Genomic DNA, 17321 nt, shown 5'->3' on the forward strand with positions numbered 1-17321 from the left:
CGGGGGTCCTTGCGGAGGTGATCTGCCGCGCATGTTACGGGCCGAGGTCCAGTTCGACGCCGAAGCCCGGGCCGCCAGCCAGCAGCCGCAGGCGGCCGCCGTGGGCGCGCGCCACGATGTCGGCCAGCATCAGGCCCAGGCCCATGTGGCCGTCGTACTGCTCGGCCTGCAGCGCGGCCTGCAGCTCCGCAACGCGCTCGGGCGTGCAGCCGCTGCCGTCGTCCCGCAGCTGCAGCCGGTTGTGCCCGACCGGCGCCACCTGCAGCCGCCGGGCGCCATGGCGCAGCGAGTTGTCCACCAGGTTGATCAGTGCCGCGGCCAGCAGGTCGGCATCGGCCTGCACGGTGGCGGCGGCTGGCGCGTCGATGTGCAGGCCGTCCAGCGGCAGCCGCTCCAACAGGCCGGCCACGTCCACCGGCTGGCGCTGCAGGTCCACGCCGCTGCGGAACAGCGTCAGCAGCGCCGTCACGACGCGGCTGAGCCGGCCGGCCGCCTGGCGCATGCGGGCCAGCCGCAGGTGCAGCGGTGGCGGCGCCTCGCGCAGCGCGACGGCCAGCTGCGCGTCCAGCCCGGCCAGCGGCGTGCGCAGCGCGTGGGCGGCGTGCGCCGTGAACGCGCGCTCGTTGGCCAGCCGGCGTTGCAGCCGCTGGCCCAGTTCGGCCAGCGCGTCGTGCATGGGGGCGATCTCGGCCCGCGTCGCGGCGGGCAGGGTGGCGGCCGGGGCCAGCGGGTCGTGGCCGCGCAGCGCGGTGGAGAAGTCGTGCAGCGGCCGCAGCTCGCGCCGCAGCCGCGCGCGCAGCAGCGCCAGCGCCAGCAGGCCCACGCCCAGCGCCGTGCCCGCGCTGGCCAGGCCCACGGCGGTCAGCGCCTCGCGGCGCTCCTGCGTCGTCTGCGCCACGTAGAGCGTGGCTGCGCCCAGGGGCCGGCCGTAGGTTTGCCAGCGGTCCTGGGCCTCCGCAAAGCCGTGCTGCGGCACGGCATGGAAGGGCTGGGCCGGTGCGCGCGCCGAGCGGGCCTGCAACCGCCCGTCGCCGCCCACCAGCTGCCACGAGAAATGGCTGTCCGGCGCCGCGCCGCTCACCACCACCGCGGCAGCCCCGCTGGGCGGTGGCGCCACCTGCAGCGCCTGGGCCATTGCGTCGGCGGCGTCCTGCAGCGTCTCGTCCATCAGCTCGTCCACCTCGGCGCGCACGGCCAGCCACACCAGGCCCGCGCCCGCGAGCGCCCACAGCAGCGTCAGCCCCAGCACGAAGCGGGACAGCCGGCCCTGGATGGACGGCAGCGCCGTCATGGCGCCGGCACCAGGCGGTAGCCCAGGCCGCGCCGGGTCTCGATGAGTTCGCGCCCGAGCTTGCGGCGCAGGCTGGACACATGCACCTCCAGCGCGTTGCTGGCGACCTCGGCGTCGCCGCCCAGCACGATGAGCTCCAGCTCGCGCTTGTCGACGATGCGGCCGCTGCGCTGCACCAGTGCTTCCAGCAGCGCCCATTCGCGCGCGGTGAGCTCCACGTCCACGCCGTCGCGCCGCGCCAGCCGGGCGGCGAGGTCGATCTCCACCGGGCCCAGCGCCAGCGTGGCGCTGGCCGCACCGGCGCGCCGCCGCGCGATGACGCGCAGCCGGGCCAGCAACTCCTCGGGCTCGAAGGGCTTGACGAGGTAGTCGTCCGCGCCGCTGTCCAGCCCTTCGATGCGGTCGCTCAGCAGGTCCCGCGCGGTCAGCACCACGACCGGCGTGGTGTTGCCCTGGCGGCGCAGTGCCCGCACCCAGGCGATGCCCGAGCCATCGGGCAGCTGCCAGTCCACCAGCAGCGCGTCGTAGGGGTCGGCCGCCAGCGCGCGGGCCGCGCCCAGCGTGCTCGCCCAGTCCACCGCGTGGCCCTCCGCCGCGAGGAAGTCTCGCAAGCCCTCGCCCAGCACGTCATCGTCTTCCAGCAGCAGCAGGCGCATCGTGGTCGGGTCGGGCATCAACAGGTCAGGGCTGCGAACGCTAGCACGCGGGGCGTGACGGCTTCAGCCTGTCTTCAGGTGGCGTGGGCTCAATGCGGGGCCATGTCGTTGTCAGCCCCGCCCCTGTGTCCGCTGTCGCTGCCGGCCGGCGCGCAAACGGCCCTGCCCGCCGGGCGTGTTGAACGGTGGGCCACGCTGCTGTCGCTGGGCCTGCTGCTGGCCTGGGACGCGTCGGGGCTGGACCTCGCCGCCGTGCGCGCCTGGGGCGGCGCGGGCGGCTTCGCGCTGCGCGAGCACTGGTTCACCAGCGGCGTGCTGCACCAGGGCGGCCGGGCGCTGGCCTGGCTGATGGCGGGCGTGCTGCTGCTCAACGTGGTGCGGCCGCTGCTGCCTGCGCAAACCCGCCGCGAGCGCGTCTGGTGGCTGGGCATGACGCTGCTGTGCGTGCTGCTGATTCCGCTGCTCAAGCGCGCCAGCACCACCAGCTGTCCGTGGGACCTGGCCGAGTTCGGCGGCCTGGCCCAGTACGTGTCGCACTGGCAGCCCGGCGTGCTGGACGGCGGCGCCGGCCACTGCTTTCCATCGGGCCACGCCAGTGCGGCCTTTGCGTTCTTCAGCGGCTACTTCGCGCTGCGGCGCGCCTACCCGCGCGCGGCCATCGCGTGGGTGTGGGCGGTGCTGCTGGTAGGCGCCGTGTTCGGCTGGGGGCAGATGGTGCGCGGCGCGCATTACCCCAGCCACACGCTGTGGACGGCCTGGATCTGCTGGGCCGTCACGCTGGCCGGCAGCCGGCTGCTGAAGCAATCCTGACCCCGGGCGGGCCCCGCCCGCCGCCCTTGACCCCCAAGCTCCCCGTGACCCTCCCCCTCAAGCGCTTGCTGGCCTGGTGCCGGCCCGATGTCTCTCGCCCGCTCACCCAGGCCTGGCTGGCCGCGCTGTGGATGGGCCTGCTGGCCAACTGGCCGCTGTGGCGCCAGCTGCAGGCGCTGCCCGAGGTGGCGGGGCTGCGCGGCCTGGGCTTCGGGCTGGCGATGGCGGGCATCGTCACGGCCGCCACCGGCGCGCTGCTGAGCCTGCTGGCCTGGCCGCGCGTGGGGCGGCCGCTGCTGGCGCTGCTGCTGCTGGCTGCGGCGGCGCTGGCGCACTTCATCGGCAGCTACGGCATCGTGTTCGACCCCAGCATGGTGGTGAACATGGCGCAGACCGATGCCCACGAAACCCGCGACTTGCTCAGCGGGCGCCTGCTGCTGAGCCTGGCGCTGCTGGGCGCGTTGCCGGCCTGGTGGCTGCTGCGCCGGCCCGCGGCCCCGGTGCAGCGGCTGGGCGCCCGGCTGGGTGGCAATGCCGCCGGCTTCGTGCTGGGGCTGCTGGCCGCGGCGCTGTTGGCCGTGGCCGTGTTCGCCGACCTGTCGTCCACCATGCGCAACCACAAGCGGCTGCGCTACATGATCACGCCGCTCAACGCCGTGTACTCGCTGGGCGCGGCCGCCTCGCGCGGCGGCGTGGTCCCGGCCGGGCCGCCGGCCGTCATCGGCGCCGACGCCCGGTTGCTGCCGCGGCCGCCGGGCAGCCGGCCGCCGCTGCTGCTCATCGTCGTCGGCGAAACGGCGCGCAGCATGAACTTCAGCCTCAACGGCTATGCGCGGCCCACCAACCCCGAGCTGGCCGCGCTGCCGGTGCTGAGCCTGCGCGACGTCACGTCCTGCGGCACGGCCACGGCAGCTTCGCTGCCCTGCATGTTCTCGCCGCTGGGCCGCGAGGCCTTCCTCGCGCTCAAGCAGCCGCAGGAGAACCTGCTGGACGTGCTGCAGCGTGCCGGCCTGGCCGTGCTGTGGCTGGACAACCAGAGCGGCTGCAAGGGCCTGTGTGACCGCGTGCCCCACAGCCCCACCACCGAGCTGCCCCGCGGCGCCGCGCCCTTGCCCGCCGGCCTGTGCGATGGCGACGAATGCCTGGACGACGCGTTGCTGCACGGCCTGGACGCGCGCCTCGCCGCGCTGGACGCCGAGCGCGCCAGCCGCGGCGTGGTGCTGGTGATGCACCAGATGGGCAGCCACGGCCCGGCCTACTTCAAGCGCTCGGCGCCTGACCAGAAGCTCTTCCAGCCCGAGTGCCGCAGCAACGCGCTGCAGCAGTGCCCGCGCGAGCAGGTCGTCAACGCCTACGACAACAGCCTGGTCGCCACCGACCGGCTGCTGGCGCGCAGCATCGCCTGGCTGCAGGCGCAGCAGCAGCGCTTCGACACCGGGTTGCTGTACGCGTCGGACCACGGCGAATCGCTGGGCGAGGGCGGGCTCTACCTGCACGGCATGCCCTATGCCTTCGCCCCGCGCGAGCAAACCCACGTGCCCATGATCCTGTGGATGCCCGCAGGCGGCGCGCTCGCGGCCTCGCTCAAGCCCGGCTGCCTGCCCGCGCTGCGTGACCGGCCGGTCTCGCACGACCACTTCTTCCACACCGCGTTGGGCTGGGTGGGCGTGCAGGCCAACGTCTACCGGCCCGACTGGGACCTGCTGGCCGGCTGCCGGCGCTGAGCGGCCCCCGGTGAGAATGCGCCCCGCTGTGGCCCGGGGCCGCAGGGGAGCCACACAGCGGGAGCGTCATGAACCACCGAGCCCTGTCGGCCTGCATCTGGCGGGTGGCCGACCTGCTGCGCGGCGACGACAGGCGGCGCGGCTGCAGCCGGGTCAGACGTGTGGGGGCGGGGCGTCATTCGCCGCAGCGCTTTGAACTCACGATCCAGGGCGCATTGCGTCCATTGAAGCTTCCAACGCAACGCACACAACGCAGTAAGCCAGTCCTCGAAGGTTTGGCGTTGGAATCAAGAACACGGCATCGCAGCCGGACCGCTCAGCCACGCGGGTCACTCGAGTTCGGCCAACGCCTTCACACAGCTAACTGCGCGCGGGCGTAGCGCTTGGCGAGGACGCCTGAGAGCTTGGGGTTCTCGGCCTCGATCAGGCCCAGGGCTTCGTCGATGAGCTTGTCGATCTCGGGCCGCTTGACCCGGCCACGTAGCGTTTACCAGCGGGCGTCTTCGGGTACCCAGAACACGTTGACGGCGGTGTAGCAGTCGCAGTCGTCGGCCTTGGCGGCCAGGTCTTCGGGGCTGGCTTCGCCGTAGAAGTATTCGTAGGCCGGGTCAGCCAGCCGTGCCACCACCGCGGCGCGCGGCGAAGGTGTCGGAGATGTACTTCAGGAAGATCAGGCCCAGCACCAGCTGCTCGTATTCGGCCGCGGCCATGTTGGCGCGCAGCTTGTCGGCCGTGCGCCAGAGTGTTTTCTTGATGTCGTCGAGGATGGATTCAGGAGGCTAATCTAGGGAGTTCCTTGCGGTGCGGCTGCAGGTGCGGTGGGCGCGTCCTTGGGCGCGGCAAGGGCAACCGTCCAGTGGCCGCCATCCTCTTGCCTGAGATGGAGCAGATCGTAGGTCTTCAGCATGTTGAGCAGGCCGGAGTGCCCATGGGTCTGCGGGGAGAAGGCGGGGTCGGTGCGCCGCAGGTAGGAGCCTAGCGCGCTGACGGTGACATGGCCGTCCGGCGTGTCTGCTGCTAGCAGCCGCACGGCATTGATGACCGTCTTGGGCCGCTGCTTGGGTTTGGCCGGGGCGGGCGCCTTGGCTGCGGCGGTTTCGCTTGGCACGGCAGGCTCGGGCGGCGTCCATTGGAAGAACTGGTCGCTGGCGTTGCGCAGCGCATCCGGCGTCTTGGCCTCGCCGACGATGTGCACCGTGGCGCCGCGCTCGCGCAGCTTGCGGCAGAGGTAGGCGAAGTCTGAGTCGCTGGTGACCAGGCAGAAGGTGTCGGCGCGTTGGTCGAAGAGCGCCTCAACGGCGTCCAGCGCCAGCGCGATGTCGGCGGTGTTCTTGCCGGCGGCGTATTGGTATTGCAGGCAGGGCGTGAATGCCAGGCGCACCAGCGCTTCCTGCCACTTGTTGGCCAGCGTGGCGTGGTTGCCATAGCCCCGGCGCAGCACCACACGGCCGAACTGGGCGACCACACGCAGCGCGTACTCCAGGATCTCGGGCGTGGTGTTGTCGCAGTCCACCAGCACGGCGACGCGCGAGTCCGCGCCCGTCTCTGTTGATGCCATTGGCTTCCTCCCTGATTTTTGGGAGCGATGTTATGCGGGCAGCTGACGGGCCAAGTCAGCGCAGGCGGCAAGCATGGCCTGCGTGCGGTGCTGGCGCGATGAATTCGGTGGTCAGCATGCGGTGCGCGGGTTTCGGGGGGTGATTTGGCGTGGAACCCGCTGCTCGATGGTCAGCCGTAGATCCAAGAATGGGCGCATCACTGGCCCCGAGGTGCTCATGAACCGTCACGCCTTGTCATCCCAGCTGCCGACCGAGTTCCTTGGCGGCGATGTGCTGCTGACGGTGCGCCAGGTGATGGCGATCACGGGTTTGAGCCGCAGTTCGATCTATTCGTTCATGGCAGCGGGGGCGTTCCCGCTGAGCGCCATCGTGGGTGGGCGGTCCGTCAGGTGGAGCTTGCTTGAGGTTCGGTGCTGGATGGCTGAGCGATTCGCGCTGCGCGACAAGTCCGGCCGAGCTAGGGGCGCGATGCGCTGATGCCGCCTACCAGCCCAGCACATGCTGGGCCTTCAAGCCTGCCGCACGGGAGTGGTCGGTAGGCGGGTACGGCTGGCCCGGTAGCGCCGGGCGGGTTCTCTTCTGTCCTGCGCGCCAGCGCCTGCTGCCTGCGCCGTGGCGCGGGCATCCCTGTTGTCAATGCAGCTCATGCAGGTGGCAACAAGCGCTGGTGCGTCGCCTGGCTGCGCACCGTCGGTCAGGGGCTGTTTAGGCCACTTTTAGGACACCGATAAAGAAAAAGCACCTAGCCGCGAGGCTAAGTGCTTGTCATGTTTGGCGCGCCCGGTTGGGATCGAACCAACAACCCCTGCCTTCGGAGGGCAGTACTCTATCCATTGAGCTACGGGCGCGAAGCCGTGCATTCTAGCAGCGGGGTTCCCCGCAGCAGGAGACGGGTTGGGCGCTGCCATAATTCACCGGTTTCACGCGCCGCAGGCCGCCGCGATGGCCTGCAAGAAAAACACCGACGAGGACAGTCAAGAGGACTCCATGAGCGCCAGCCACGACCACGACCACGACGACGCCCACACCGGCCCGATCAAGACCCCCAAGCAACTGGCCTGGGCTGTGTTCTTCGCGTTCGTGGTGCCCATCATCCTCATCATCCTGCTCGCGAACTACGTGACGACGTCCAGCAAGCCGGCCGCCGGCACGGGCGCGCTGGAGGGCGAGGCGGTGGCCGCGCGCATCGCGCCGGTCGGTCATGTGGAAGTCAAGGACGCCAATGACACGGCCGCGATGAAGACCGGCGAGCAGGTCTACCAGGCCCAGTGCGCTGCCTGCCACGCCAGCGGCGCGGCCGGTGCGCCCAAGCTTGGCGACGCCGCAGCCTGGGGCCCGCGCATCAAGACGGGCGTGGACGCGCTGCTGACGTCGGCGCTGAAGGGCAAGGGCGCCATGGGCGCGCAGGGCGGTGGCGATTTCAGCGACTTTGAAATCAACCGCGCCGTGGTCTATCTGGCCAACCAGGGCGGTGCCAAGTTCGACGAGCCCAAGGCGCCGGCGCCGGCAGCGTCTGCGGCCAACTGAGTTGCCCACCTTCTTGCAGCATGAAGCCCGCCTCGAGCGGGCTTTTTGTTGTTCACACTTTCCGGCTGTTGACAAGGAATGTCAGCAGCATCACTCGGTTAAGCCTTCCACTCATTCGCAGGCAAGTCGATCTGGCTAGAGTCGCGCGCTTGCTTTCGGAGTACTCCATGACCAAGAACCGCCTGGCGCTTCCCTTCCTCGTCGTCCTGGCTGCCTGTGGGCAGCAGCAGGGCGGCCAAGCCGGCCATGCGGGCGGCCCGCCGCCCGTGTCTGTGGCGCCGGCCACGCAGCGTGAGATCCAGGAGTTCGAGGAGTTCACTGCCCGCCTGGAGGCGCCTGACACGGTGGACGTGCGTGCCCGCGTGGCCGGTACCGTGGAGGCTGTGCGCTTCAAGGAAGGGCAGTTCGTGCGCAAGGGCGAGCCGCTGTTCACCATCGATGCCCGCGCCTACCGCGCCGAAGTGGCGCGCGCCGAGGCGCAGGTGGTGGCGGCACGCACGCAGGCCGAGCTGGCCAAGGCCGACCTGGCGCGTGCGGAGAAGCTGGTCAGCGCCAACGCCGTCAGCCCGCAGGAGATTGACCAGCTGCGCGCGGCGCAGCGCGGCGCCGAGGCGAGCCTGAAGAGCGCCGAGGCAGCGCTGGTGCAGGCACGGCTGAATGTGGAGTACGCCAACGTCACGGCGCCGGTCAGCGGCCGCACCTCGCGCGCCAACGTGACGCCGGGCAACCTGGTGGGCGTGGGTGATGCGGTGCTGACGACGCTGGTGTCCAGCGACAAGGTCTATGCCTACTTCGACGCCAGCGAGGCGGCCTACCTGCGCTACATGCGCGCGGCCAAGCCGGGCACGGTGTCGGTGGCCATGGGCCTGTCCGACGAGCAGGGCCACCCGCATGTGGGCAAGCTCGACTTCATCGACAACCGCCTCAACCCCGCCACGGCGTCCATCCGCGCCCGTGCGGTGTTCGACAACAAGGGCGGCCAGTTCACGCCGGGCCTGTATGCGCGGCTGAAGATCGGCGGCGGTGGCAGCTACAGCGGCGTCGTCGTGCCGGAGCGTGCGATCACGACGGACCAGACCCGCAAGGTGGTGCTCATCGTGGGCGCCAACAACATCGTGCAGCCGCGCCCGGTGAAGCCCGGCGCGCTGCTCGACGGCATGCGTGTCGTGGAGGGCGTGAAGGCGGGTGAGCAGGTCATCGTGGACGGCGTGCTGCGCGCCATGCCCGGCGCGCCGGTCACGCCGCAGGTGCTGAAGGTGGACGACAAGGGCATGCCCATCCCGGCCGCGCCCGCCGCCCCGGCCGCAGCCAAGTAAGCGCGAGGTTCGCCCATCATGGACATCTCCCGCTTCTTCATCGACCGGCCGCGCTTCGCGACCGTGTTGTCCCTCTTCATCTTCCTGATTGGCGCGCTGGCCATTCCGCTGCTGCCGATCTCCGAGTACCCCGAGGTCGCGCCGCCGCAGGTGGTCGTGCGCGCCCAGTACCCCGGCGCCAACCCGCGCGTGATCTCCGAGACTGTGGCTGCGCCGCTGGAGGAGCAGATCAACGGCCTGGAGAACGTGCTGTATTTCGAGAGCCAGGCCACCGGTGACGGCGGCATGAGCCTGACGGTCACGTTCAAGATCGGCACTAACCCCGAGGCGGCCGAGACGGCGGTGCAGAACCGCATCAACCGCGCGCTGCCGCGTCTGCCCGACATCGTGCGCACCATCGGCGTGACGACCGAGAAGAGCAGCCCCAACCTGACCATGGTGGTCCACCTGGTCAGCCCGGACAACTCGCGCGACGCGCTCTACCTGCGCAACTACGGCTCGCTGAACGTGCGTGACGACCTGCTGCGCGTGCCCGGCATGGGCTCGGTGCAGACCTTCGGTGCGGGCGACTACGCGATGCGCATCTGGCTGGACCCGCAGAAGCTCGCCGCGCGCAGCCTGACGGCCTCCGAGGTGGTGGGCGCGATCCGCGAGCAGAACTCGCAGGTCGCGGCCGGCGTCGTCGGCGCGTCACCCGCGCCCAAGGGCACGGAGTTCCAGCTCGCCATCAACACGCAGGGGCGCCTTGCCAGTGAGGAGGAGTTCGCCAACATCATCGTGCGCGCCGACACCCGCAGTGGCGCCATGGTGCGCCTGCGCGACGTGGGGCGCGTCGAGATCAGCGCCAACACCTATGCGCTGCGCAGCCTGCTGAACAACAAGGAGGCCGCCGCCATCGCCATCTTCCAGGCGCCGGGCTCCAACGCGCTGGCGATCTCGGAGAACGTGCGCGCGACGATGGAGCGCCTCAAGCCCAACTTCCCGCCGGGCGTGGACTACGCCATCGTCTATGACCCGACGCGCTTCGTGCAGACCTCCATCGAGAAGGTGGTCAGCACGCTGTTCGAGGCCGTGGCGCTGGTGGTGCTGGTGGTCATCATCTTTCTGCAGACCTGGCGCGCGTCCATCATTCCGCTGGTGGCCGTGCCGGTGTCCATCGTCGGTACCTTCGCGGTGCTGCTGCTGCTGGGCTTCTCCATCAACACGCTGACGCTGTTCGGCATGGTGCTGGCCATCGGCATCGTCGTGGACGACGCCATCGTGGTGGTCGAGAACGTCGAGCGCAACATCCAGGACGGCCTCACGCCGCGCGCCGCGACGGTGAAAGCCATGCAGGAGGTCTCGGGCCCCATCATCGCCATCGCGCTGGTGCTGTGCGCGGTGTTCATTCCGCTGACGCTGGTGCCGGGCCTGTCGGGCCAGTTCTACAAGCAGTTCGCCGTCACCATCGCCATCTCGACGGTGATCTCGGCGTTCAACTCGCTGACGCTGTCGCCCGCGCTGGCCGCCATCCTGCTGCGCCCGCATGACGCGCCCAAGGACGCGCTGACGCGCGGCATGGACCGCGTGTTCGGTGGTTTCTTCCACTGGTTCAATCGCATGTTCCACCGTCGCTCCGAGAGCTACGGCCGCGGCGTGACCGGGCTGCTCAAGCGCAAGTCGGCGGCCCTGGTGGTCTACGCGCTGCTGCTGGGCGCCACGGCGCTGCTGTTCACGCGCCTGCCCAGCGGCTTCGTGCCCGCGCCGGACAAGCAGTACCTGATCGGCGTGGCCCAGCTGCCGGCCGGTGCCAGCCTGGACCGCACCGAGGAAGTGATCCGCAAGATGAGCGAGATCGCGCTGAAGGTGCCCGGCATCGTCGACTCGGTGGCCTTCCCCGGCCTGTCGGTGGCCGGCTTCTCGGCCGCGCCCAACGAGGGCATCGTGTTCTTCGGCCTGGAGGACTTCGACAAGCGCACCAGCCCCGACAAGAGCAAGGAAGCCATCCTCGGCGCGGTCAACGGCGCCATCCAGCAGATCCAGGGCGCGCGCATGTTCGTCGTGCCGCCGCCGCCGGTGGACGGCCTGGGCATTGCGGGCGGCTTCAAGGTGCAGGTGCAGGACCGCAGCAGCCAGGGCGAGCAGGCCCTGTACGGCGCCGTGTGGGGCACGCTGGGCCAGGTCTACGGCAACCCCAAGACCAGCATCGGCACGCCGTACTCCAACTACGACATCAACGTGCCGCAGCTGTTCGCCAACGTGGACCGCACCAAGGCCAAGCAGATGGGGGTGCCGCTGGCCAACATCTACGACACGCTGCAGATCAACCTCGGCTCGCTGTACGTCAACGACTTCACCAAGTTCGGCAAGACCTACCAGGTCATCGTGCAGGCCGACGCGCCCTACCGCGCACACGCCGACGACATCACCAAGCTCAAGACCCGCAACGAGGCCGGCGAGATGGTGCCGCTGGGCTCGCTGATGAGCGTGGAGCCCACCTTCGGCCCCACGCGCGTCACGCGCTACAACGGCTTCCCGGCCGCAGACATCAACGGCGCGCCCAACCCCGGCTTCTCGTCGGGCCAGGCCGAGGCCGAGATCGAACAGCTGCTCAAGGGCCTGCCGCGCGGCATGAGCTACGAGTTCACCGACCTCAGCTACCAGGACCGCCTGACCCGCGACGTCGCCGTGCCCGGCACCACGCTGAAGATCCCGACGCTCGCCGCCGTGCTGCTGTTCTCGGTCGTGCTGGTGGTGCTGGTGCTGGCCGCGCAGTACGAGAGCTGGAGCCTGCCGCTGGCCATCATCCTGATCGTGCCGATGTGCATCCTGTCGGCACTGTTCGGCGTGTGGATCTCGCACCTGCCGCCCTTCATGCAGGCGGGAGACCTGAACATCTTCACGCAGGTGGCGCTGGTCGTGCTGGTGGGCCTGGCGTGCAAGAACGCCATCCTCATCGTCGAGTTCGCCAAGGAGCTGGAGGAGAAGGGCCGCTCGGTGGCGGATGCCGTCATCGAGGCCTGCCGCCTGCGGCTGCGCCCCATCCTGATGACGTCCATCGCCTTCTGCGCTGGCGTGATCCCGCTGATCCTGGGCAGCGGCGCCGGCAGCGAGATGCGCCGCGCGATGGGCATCGCCGTGTTCAGCGGCATGCTGGGCGTGACCTTCTTCGGCATCTTCCTGACGCCGGTGTTCTACGCGCTGCTGCGCAAGGGCACCGAGAAGCGCCGCGCCCGCGCGGCCGCGCTGCGCGCCCAGGTCGAGGCCTCGGCCCACGCCTTCCACCCCGGTGTCGACGACGACGTGCCGACGAACAAGGGCCACTGACATGAAGACCCAACTCACCCTTCTCGCCGCGGCCGCGCTGTTGGCCGGCTGCGCCGCGCCCGGCCTGTCGCAAGGCCCGGCCAACCTGGCGCCTGCCGCGTTCACGCAGCTGCCGGCCATCGACGCGCGGGCCGGCAACAGCGCCGCGACGATGACCGCCGCCTTTGTCGATAGCGCGCAGTTGCAGCGCGTCGTTGATGACGTGCTGGCCCACAACCGTGACCTGCGCGCCGCCGCCGCACGCCTCAAGCAGGCCCAGGCGCTGGCCGACGCGGCCGGCGCCCAGCGCCTGCCCAGCGCCGGCGTGGGCGCCAACGCCAGCCGCCAGCGTGCCGCCAATGACCAGGGCCAGTACAACACCTTCAACAGCTACGGCGTCAACGCGACGGCCGGCTGGGAGGTCGACCTGTGGGGCCGCGCGTCGGCCACGGCGCAGGCCGCCGGCTACGACGCGCAGAGCGCCGCGCTGGACCGCGACGCGGCCCAGCTCAGCCTGGCCGGCACCGCGCTGAACCTGCAGACCCAGCTCATCGGCCTGGGCCATCGCCTCAAGCTGGCCCAGGAGACGCTGGTGGTGCAGAACCAGCTGCTGGACCTCGTGAAGGCCCGCGTTGGCGCCGGCCGCAACACCGCGCTGGACCAGGCCCGCGCCGAGGCGCTCGTCGCGCAGACCGCCGCCAGCGTGCCCGCGCTGCGCAACGCGGCGTGCCTCACGCGCCTGCAGCTGGACGTGCTGCGCGGCCAGCCGCCGGCCGACTGTGGCAAGGCCGACAGCGACCCGCTGCCCGCCATGCCCGAGCCGCGCCTCGTCAGCCTCGGCACGTTGCCCGACCCGGCCGACCTGCTGGCCGCGCGCCCCGACGTGAAGGCCGCCGCCACGCGCGCGCAGGCCGCTGCGTCGCGCGCCCAGGTGGCCTGGGCCGCGCGCTGGCCCAGCATCGGCCTGTCGGGCTCCATCGGCTGGAGCACCGGCCGTGCCGAGGACCTGTTCAAGAGCGCCACGCGCGTGCACAGCCTGGCCGCCGCGCTGAACTGGAACTTTCTCGACTTTGGCGCCCGCGCCGCCGAGGAGCGCGCTGCCCGCGCCGGCTTCGAAGGGGCCGTGGCGGCCGCAGAGCAGGCGCAGCTTGTCGCGCTGCAGGACGCGCAGGGCAGCCTGTCCACGCTGCGCGAGGCCGAGTTGCAGGCCGTGTCCCAGGCCCAGGCCGCCGAGGCCACCGTGCGTGCCCGCGACCTGGCCTTCAAGCGCTACGACGCCGGCGTGACCGACTTCTACGCGCTGCTGAGTGCCGAGCAGGAGCGCCTGGCCGCGGCCGACGCGCTGATCCAGGTGCAGACCCAGCGCGCCGCCGCGCTGCTGGCGGTGCACAAGGCGTTTGCGGCGCGCTTGACGGCACCCTGACGCCGACCGGGCGGGCGCCGCGCGCGCCCGCTGTTCGCCAGTGTTCAGTCCAGCGGCTGCGTCTGCGGCGTGCGCTGGAAGGCGGCCTTGTCGAAGCCCAGCGCGGCCGCGCGGTCCAGCAGCGCCTGCAGCGTGGCCTCGTCCAGCTGCGGCGTGCGTGACAGCACCCACGCGTACTTGCGGCTGGGCGCGCCCACCAGCACGTGGCGGTAGTCGGCGTCCAGCGCCAGCACCCAGTAGTCGCCATAGAACGGCCAGAAGAAGCTCACGCGCAGCTTGGCGTTGCCGCTGTCGGCGACGACCTTGGCATGGCCGGTGATGTCGTCCACGCGGCCATCGGCCATGCGGCAGCGGTTGATCACCTGCACGCGCGCGCCGTCCAGGCGGTAGCGCGCCTGCGTGTCGGCCACGCACTGCTTCTGGAAGCGGTTGGGCAGCAGCGCGATCTCGTACCAGGCGCCGGCGTAGCGGGCCAGGTCCACCTGCGCGACAGTGGGCAGCGGGGCCGGCTCGGCGGTGGCCGTGCCGATGCACGCGGCGCTGGCCAGGGCAGCGGCGAAGGCGCGTCGGGCGGTGTGAAGCAGCATGGCGTGAGGGGCTGGCAGTGGAGCCGCCATTGTCCGTGGCGGCGGGCCAAGCACGTGTCGCGTCAGTGCCGTCGCGGTGGCGGGCCGTCAGCCGCCGGCGCCTGCGCCACCCGGTTGCGACCCTGCGCCTTGGCCTCGTAAAGCCCGGCATCGGCGCGGTTGATGAGGGCGTCCAGCGTGTCCTGCGGCAGCGCAGTCGCCACGCCGATGCTGACGCTACAGGGGGGCAGGTGCGCGTCCACGCAGGCGCTGGTGCGCAGGCGTTCGGCCACGGCCAGCGCCTGGCCCATGTCGGTGTCCGGCAGCAGCGCGACGAACTCCTCGCCGCCATAGCGGCCCAGCACGGCCGGGCGGCGCAGCACCGCATGCGCGCGGGCCACAAAGTCCACCAGCACGCGGTCGCCCACGCGGTGGCCGTGCGCGTCGTTGATCTGCTTGAAGTGGTCCAGGTCCAGCATCAGCACCGCCAGCGGCCGGCCCTGCCGCCGTGCGCGCGCCAGCTCGGCCTCGCCGGTGGTGAACAGGGCGCGGCGCGTCAGCGCGCCGGTCAGGCTGTCGTGCGTGATGAGGCGCTCCAGCTCGCGGCGCAGGTGCTCGGCCGCCATCAGCACCGTGCCGATGCTGGTCAGCAGCGTGCCGAAGGCCAGGCCCAGCAGGTACATCATCTGCATGGGCGCGGGCGTGAACAGCCCCTCCTGCGGCGGCGCGAACGGCGCGCTGACCGCGCGGGCCAGGGTGATGGTGCTGCTGATGGCCAGCACGGTGCCGGTGAAGCGCGTCGCAAAGCTGTGCACCGGCTGGCGCCAGACGACGGCCGCATGCCAGGCGCCCACGCCGCTCAGCAGCAGGCCCATGAACAGCACGCGCCAGCCGTAGTGGCCGCTGAACAGGCTCATGAACACCAGCGTGGCCGCGCCGGCGAGCCACAGCAGCGCCGTGGCTCGGGCCGGCAGCGGCTGACCGAAGAAGCGGCAGCTGCCCGCCAGGAAGGTGGCAGCCGCCGCGAACAGCAGCGCGTTGGCCAGCCCGGCCGACAGCAGCGCGGGCACCACGCCGCGCAGCGTGAACAGCACGGCCGACGCGAACGCCAGCAACGGCGCGGCCGTCCAGTGGCCCAGCCCGTGGATGGTGGGCGGATAGCTGCGGCGCTGGAAGAACATCACCAGCGCCATCAGGCAGCCCATCACCCCGGTGACGCCGCTGATGGTGCGCAACTCCAGCATGTCCAGCACGGTCGGCCCTCCTGCCGCCGCAGCCGCGCCGGCATGCGCAGTCTAGGAGCCCGCAGCCGCCGGGGCGAATGGCAGGGCCGGTGGGGCGAACGGCGCGGGTGGTGCCGTGGCGGCGGGGCACACTGCGGCATGCCCATCCTGCCGCGCCGCTGGCGCCTGCCCTACGTCGCGCTGCTGACCGTCGTCGGCGGGCTGCTGAGCGCGTCGGCGCTGCAGGCCTACCGGCTGGGCGGCGGCACGCAGCCGTGGGAGCCCTTGCTGTGGGAGTTCAGCTCGGTCTTCGTCATCGGCGCGCTGGCGCTGGGTGTGCACGCCCTCGTCGGCCGGCTGCAGGGACAGCCCTGGCCGCGGCAGCTGCTGGCGCATGCGGTGGCGCTGCCGGTCTTCAGCGTGCTGCACATCGCCGGCATGTTCGGCTTGCGCCTGCTGGTCTATGCGCTTGTCGGCGCGAGCTACCGCCCCGATGACATCCCCACGCTGCTCGTCTACGAGGGCGGCAAGGATGCGGTCAGCTACCTCAGCTTCTGCCTGATCTCGCGCGGCGTCTGGATGGCGCAGGCGGCCGAGCGCGCGCGCCGCGAGCTGGCCGAGCTGCGCCTGGCGCGCCTGGCCGACCAGGTGCAGCCGCACTTCCTGTTCAACACGCTGAACCTGATCTCCTCGGTCATGTACGAGGACGTGCCTCGCGCCGACCGGCTGCTGTGCCAGCTGGCCGATCTGCTGCGCCAGACGCTGGCCGCGCAGCAGCGCGCCGAGCACACGCTGCGCGAGGAACTGGCGCTGGTGCAGCCCTTCCTCGCGCTGATGCAGGCGCGCTTCGGGCCCGAGCGGCTGGTGGTGCGCCTCGACGCCGACGACGCGGCGCTGGCCTGCCGGCTGCCAGCGCTGCTGCTGCTCGCGCCGGTGGAGAACGCCGTCAAGCACGACGTGGCGCGGCACCGCGGCCGTGTCGAGGTCATCGTGGCGGCGGCGCGCGACGGCGAGCGCCTGACGCTGCGCGTCAGCAACCACGGCGACACGCCCGTGCCCGCGTCGCTGCCCGACCCCGACGGCGGCCTGGGCCTGCGCAACCTGCGCGAGCGGCTGGCGGCACGCTACGGCGGCGCGGCCAGCGTGCGGCTCGGGCCCGATGGCCGCGGCATGAGCCTGGTTGTGGAGTTGCCGTGCGCGTGTTGATCGTCGACGACGAACCCGCCGCGCGCGCCCGGCTGCGCCGGTTGCTGGCCGCCCAGCCCGACGTGGCCGAGCTGCTGGAGGCGCCCGACGCGCCGGCCGCGCTGGCCCTGGTGCAGACGCTCGCCGCGCCGCCCGACCTCGCGCTGCTGGACATCGAGATGCCCGGCGGCAACGGTGTGCAGCTGGCCGCCGCGCTGCGCGAGCGGGGCGTGCGCAGCGTCATCTTCTCGACCGCGCACGCCGAGCACGCGCTGCAGGCCTTCGAGCTCGCGGCGCTGGACTACCTGCTCAAGCCCTACACGCCCGAGCGCCTGGCCGCTGCGCTGGCCCGCGTGCGCGAGCGCCTGGCGCAGCCGCCCGCGCCGGTGGGCGAGTGGTGGGTGGGCGGCGAGCGCGTGAAGCTGGCTGACGTGCCGTGGATCTCGGCGGCCGACAACTACATCGAGCTGCACCTGCCGCCGCGCAGCCTGCTGGAGCGCGCCACGCTGGCCGACGCGCTGGCACGCCCCGGCTGGGCCGCGCGCTTCCTGCGCGTGCACCGCAGCCACGCCGTCAACCCGGCGCATGTGCAGCGCATCGAACGCCTGGCCAGTGGCGAGGCGCTGCTGACGCTGGCGGGCGGCGAAGTGCTGCGCGTGTCGCGCGGCTACCGCGACGTGCTGGACGCGTTCACCCCCTAGCGCCCGCCACTCGCCCCGCCGCCATCGCGCCGCACGGCCGGGCCGGCGACGCTGC

Annotated in this window: 14 protein-coding genes, 1 tRNA gene and 1 pseudogene; 9 read left to right on the forward strand and 7 right to left on the reverse strand. The window is 71.6% G+C overall.

Annotated elements, in window-relative coordinates; translation table 11 throughout:
- Window positions 1-34 precede the first annotated feature (34 nt).
- Window positions 35-1291, reverse strand: a complete 1257-nt coding sequence (locus tag NYO99_RS07725) for a sensor histidine kinase (protein ID WP_268166581.1) — start codon at window positions 1289-1291, stop codon at window positions 35-37.
- Window positions 1288-1947 (reverse strand): response regulator transcription factor, encoded by a 660-nt coding sequence (locus NYO99_RS07730; RefSeq protein WP_268167360.1) that lies wholly within the window; start codon window positions 1945-1947, stop codon window positions 1288-1290. The genes NYO99_RS07725 and NYO99_RS07730 overlap by 4 nt, the downstream gene beginning before the upstream one ends.
- Before the next feature lie 102 nt (window positions 1948-2049).
- Between NYO99_RS07730 and NYO99_RS07735 the strand changes: the two genes are divergently transcribed.
- Both NYO99_RS07735 and NYO99_RS07740 read left to right on the forward strand, forming a co-directional pair.
- The gene (locus NYO99_RS07735; RefSeq protein WP_268166582.1) at window positions 2050-2757 is read left to right on the forward strand and encodes a phosphatase PAP2 family protein; all 708 of its coding nucleotides are present in this window, start codon (window positions 2050-2052) and stop codon (window positions 2755-2757) included.
- Window positions 2758-2801: 44 nt separating this feature from the next.
- Complete coding sequence (locus NYO99_RS07740; RefSeq protein WP_268166583.1) at window positions 2802-4481, forward strand: phosphoethanolamine transferase; 1680 nt, start codon at window positions 2802-2804, stop codon at window positions 4479-4481.
- 361 nt (window positions 4482-4842) lie between these two features.
- Here NYO99_RS07740 and NYO99_RS07745 read toward each other — a convergent pair.
- Together NYO99_RS07745 and NYO99_RS07750 are read right to left on the reverse strand one after the other, a co-directional pair.
- A pseudogene (locus NYO99_RS07745) lies at window positions 4843-5248 on the reverse strand (type I restriction-modification system subunit M N-terminal domain-containing protein); the annotation flags it as partial.
- Window positions 5249-5265: 17 nt separating this feature from the next.
- Window positions 5266-6039 carry an NYN domain-containing protein gene (locus tag NYO99_RS07750; protein WP_268166584.1) on the reverse strand — a complete coding sequence of 258 codons (774 nt, stop codon included), beginning with the start codon at window positions 6037-6039 and terminating at the stop codon, window positions 5266-5268.
- 217 nt (window positions 6040-6256) lie between these two features.
- Between NYO99_RS07750 and NYO99_RS07755 the strand changes: the two genes are divergently transcribed.
- Complete coding sequence (locus NYO99_RS07755) at window positions 6257-6517, forward strand: helix-turn-helix transcriptional regulator (RefSeq protein WP_268166585.1); 261 nt, start codon at window positions 6257-6259, stop codon at window positions 6515-6517.
- 295 nt (window positions 6518-6812) lie between these two features.
- Here NYO99_RS07755 and NYO99_RS07760 read toward each other — a convergent pair.
- Window positions 6813-6888 (reverse strand) — tRNA-Arg (locus NYO99_RS07760).
- Window positions 6889-7027: 139 nt separating this feature from the next.
- Here NYO99_RS07760 and NYO99_RS07765 point away from each other — a divergent pair.
- From NYO99_RS07765 to NYO99_RS07780, 4 genes are all read left to right on the forward strand, one after another.
- A complete protein-coding gene (locus NYO99_RS07765) occupies window positions 7028-7567 on the forward strand; it encodes a c-type cytochrome (RefSeq protein WP_268166586.1) in 540 nt (179 codons plus the stop codon).
- 167 nt (window positions 7568-7734) lie between these two features.
- Window positions 7735-8883, forward strand: a complete 1149-nt coding sequence (locus tag NYO99_RS07770; RefSeq protein WP_268166587.1) for an efflux RND transporter periplasmic adaptor subunit — start codon at window positions 7735-7737, stop codon at window positions 8881-8883.
- Window positions 8884-8901: 18 nt separating this feature from the next.
- On the forward strand, window positions 8902-12189 hold the full coding sequence (locus NYO99_RS07775) for an efflux RND transporter permease subunit (RefSeq protein ID WP_268166588.1): 3288 nt from the start codon (window positions 8902-8904) through the stop codon (window positions 12187-12189).
- A gap of 1 nt (window position 12190) precedes the next feature.
- Window positions 12191-13591, forward strand: coding sequence for an efflux transporter outer membrane subunit (locus NYO99_RS07780; protein WP_268166589.1), 1401 nt, complete (start codon window positions 12191-12193; stop codon window positions 13589-13591).
- 44 nt (window positions 13592-13635) lie between these two features.
- Here NYO99_RS07780 and NYO99_RS07785 read toward each other — a convergent pair whose 3' ends face one another.
- Both NYO99_RS07785 and NYO99_RS07790 read right to left on the reverse strand, forming a co-directional pair.
- Window positions 13636-14178, reverse strand: a complete 543-nt coding sequence (locus NYO99_RS07785) for a lipocalin family protein (RefSeq protein ID WP_268166590.1) — start codon at window positions 14176-14178, stop codon at window positions 13636-13638.
- Between the two features lie 62 nt (window positions 14179-14240).
- On the reverse strand, window positions 14241-15401 hold the full coding sequence (locus NYO99_RS07790; RefSeq protein ID WP_268167361.1) for a GGDEF domain-containing protein: 1161 nt from the start codon (window positions 15399-15401) through the stop codon (window positions 14241-14243).
- Window positions 15402-15539: 138 nt separating this feature from the next.
- Between NYO99_RS07790 and NYO99_RS07795 the strand changes: the two genes are divergently transcribed.
- Complete coding sequence (locus tag NYO99_RS07795; RefSeq protein WP_268166591.1) at window positions 15540-16586, forward strand: sensor histidine kinase; 1047 nt, start codon at window positions 15540-15542, stop codon at window positions 16584-16586.
- Window positions 16574-17266, forward strand: coding sequence for a LytR/AlgR family response regulator transcription factor (locus tag NYO99_RS07800; RefSeq protein WP_268166592.1), 693 nt, complete (start codon window positions 16574-16576; stop codon window positions 17264-17266). The genes NYO99_RS07795 and NYO99_RS07800 overlap by 13 nt, the downstream gene beginning before the upstream one ends.
- The last annotated feature ends 55 nt before the right edge of the window (window positions 17267-17321 follow it).

It is taken from the genome of Roseateles hydrophilus, from assembly GCF_026712245.1.
Taxonomy (GTDB): domain Bacteria; phylum Pseudomonadota; class Gammaproteobacteria; order Burkholderiales; family Burkholderiaceae_C; genus Pelomonas; species Pelomonas hydrophilus.

What these genes read in the sequence shown, in the direction of transcription:
- NYO99_RS07780 (WP_268166589.1), top strand. Translation starts at nt 12,191, where the DNA reads ATGAAGACCCAACTCACCCTTCTCGCCGCGGCCGCGCTGTTGGCCGGC.
- NYO99_RS07775 (WP_268166588.1), top strand. Translation starts at nt 8,902, where the DNA reads ATGGACATCTCCCGCTTCTTCATCGACCGGCCGCGCTTCGCGACCGTG.
- NYO99_RS07730 (WP_268167360.1), bottom strand. Translation starts at nt 1,947, where the DNA reads ATGCGCCTGCTGCTGCTGGAAGACGATGACGTGCTGGGCGAGGGCTTG.
- NYO99_RS07725 (WP_268166581.1), bottom strand. Translation starts at nt 1,291, where the DNA reads ATGACGGCGCTGCCGTCCATCCAGGGCCGGCTGTCCCGCTTCGTGCTG.
- NYO99_RS07790 (WP_268167361.1), bottom strand. Translation starts at nt 15,401, where the DNA reads ATGCTGGAGTTGCGCACCATCAGCGGCGTCACCGGGGTGATGGGCTGC.
- NYO99_RS07770 (WP_268166587.1), top strand. Translation starts at nt 7,735, where the DNA reads ATGACCAAGAACCGCCTGGCGCTTCCCTTCCTCGTCGTCCTGGCTGCC.
- NYO99_RS07785 (WP_268166590.1), bottom strand. Translation starts at nt 14,178, where the DNA reads ATGCTGCTTCACACCGCCCGACGCGCCTTCGCCGCTGCCCTGGCCAGC.
- NYO99_RS07735 (WP_268166582.1), top strand. Translation starts at nt 2,050, where the DNA reads ATGTCGTTGTCAGCCCCGCCCCTGTGTCCGCTGTCGCTGCCGGCCGGC.
- NYO99_RS07795 (WP_268166591.1), top strand. Translation starts at nt 15,540, where the DNA reads ATGCCCATCCTGCCGCGCCGCTGGCGCCTGCCCTACGTCGCGCTGCTG.
- NYO99_RS07765 (WP_268166586.1), top strand. Translation starts at nt 7,028, where the DNA reads ATGAGCGCCAGCCACGACCACGACCACGACGACGCCCACACCGGCCCG.
- NYO99_RS07755 (WP_268166585.1), top strand. Translation starts at nt 6,257, where the DNA reads ATGAACCGTCACGCCTTGTCATCCCAGCTGCCGACCGAGTTCCTTGGC.
- NYO99_RS07750 (WP_268166584.1), bottom strand. Translation starts at nt 6,039, where the DNA reads ATGGCATCAACAGAGACGGGCGCGGACTCGCGCGTCGCCGTGCTGGTG.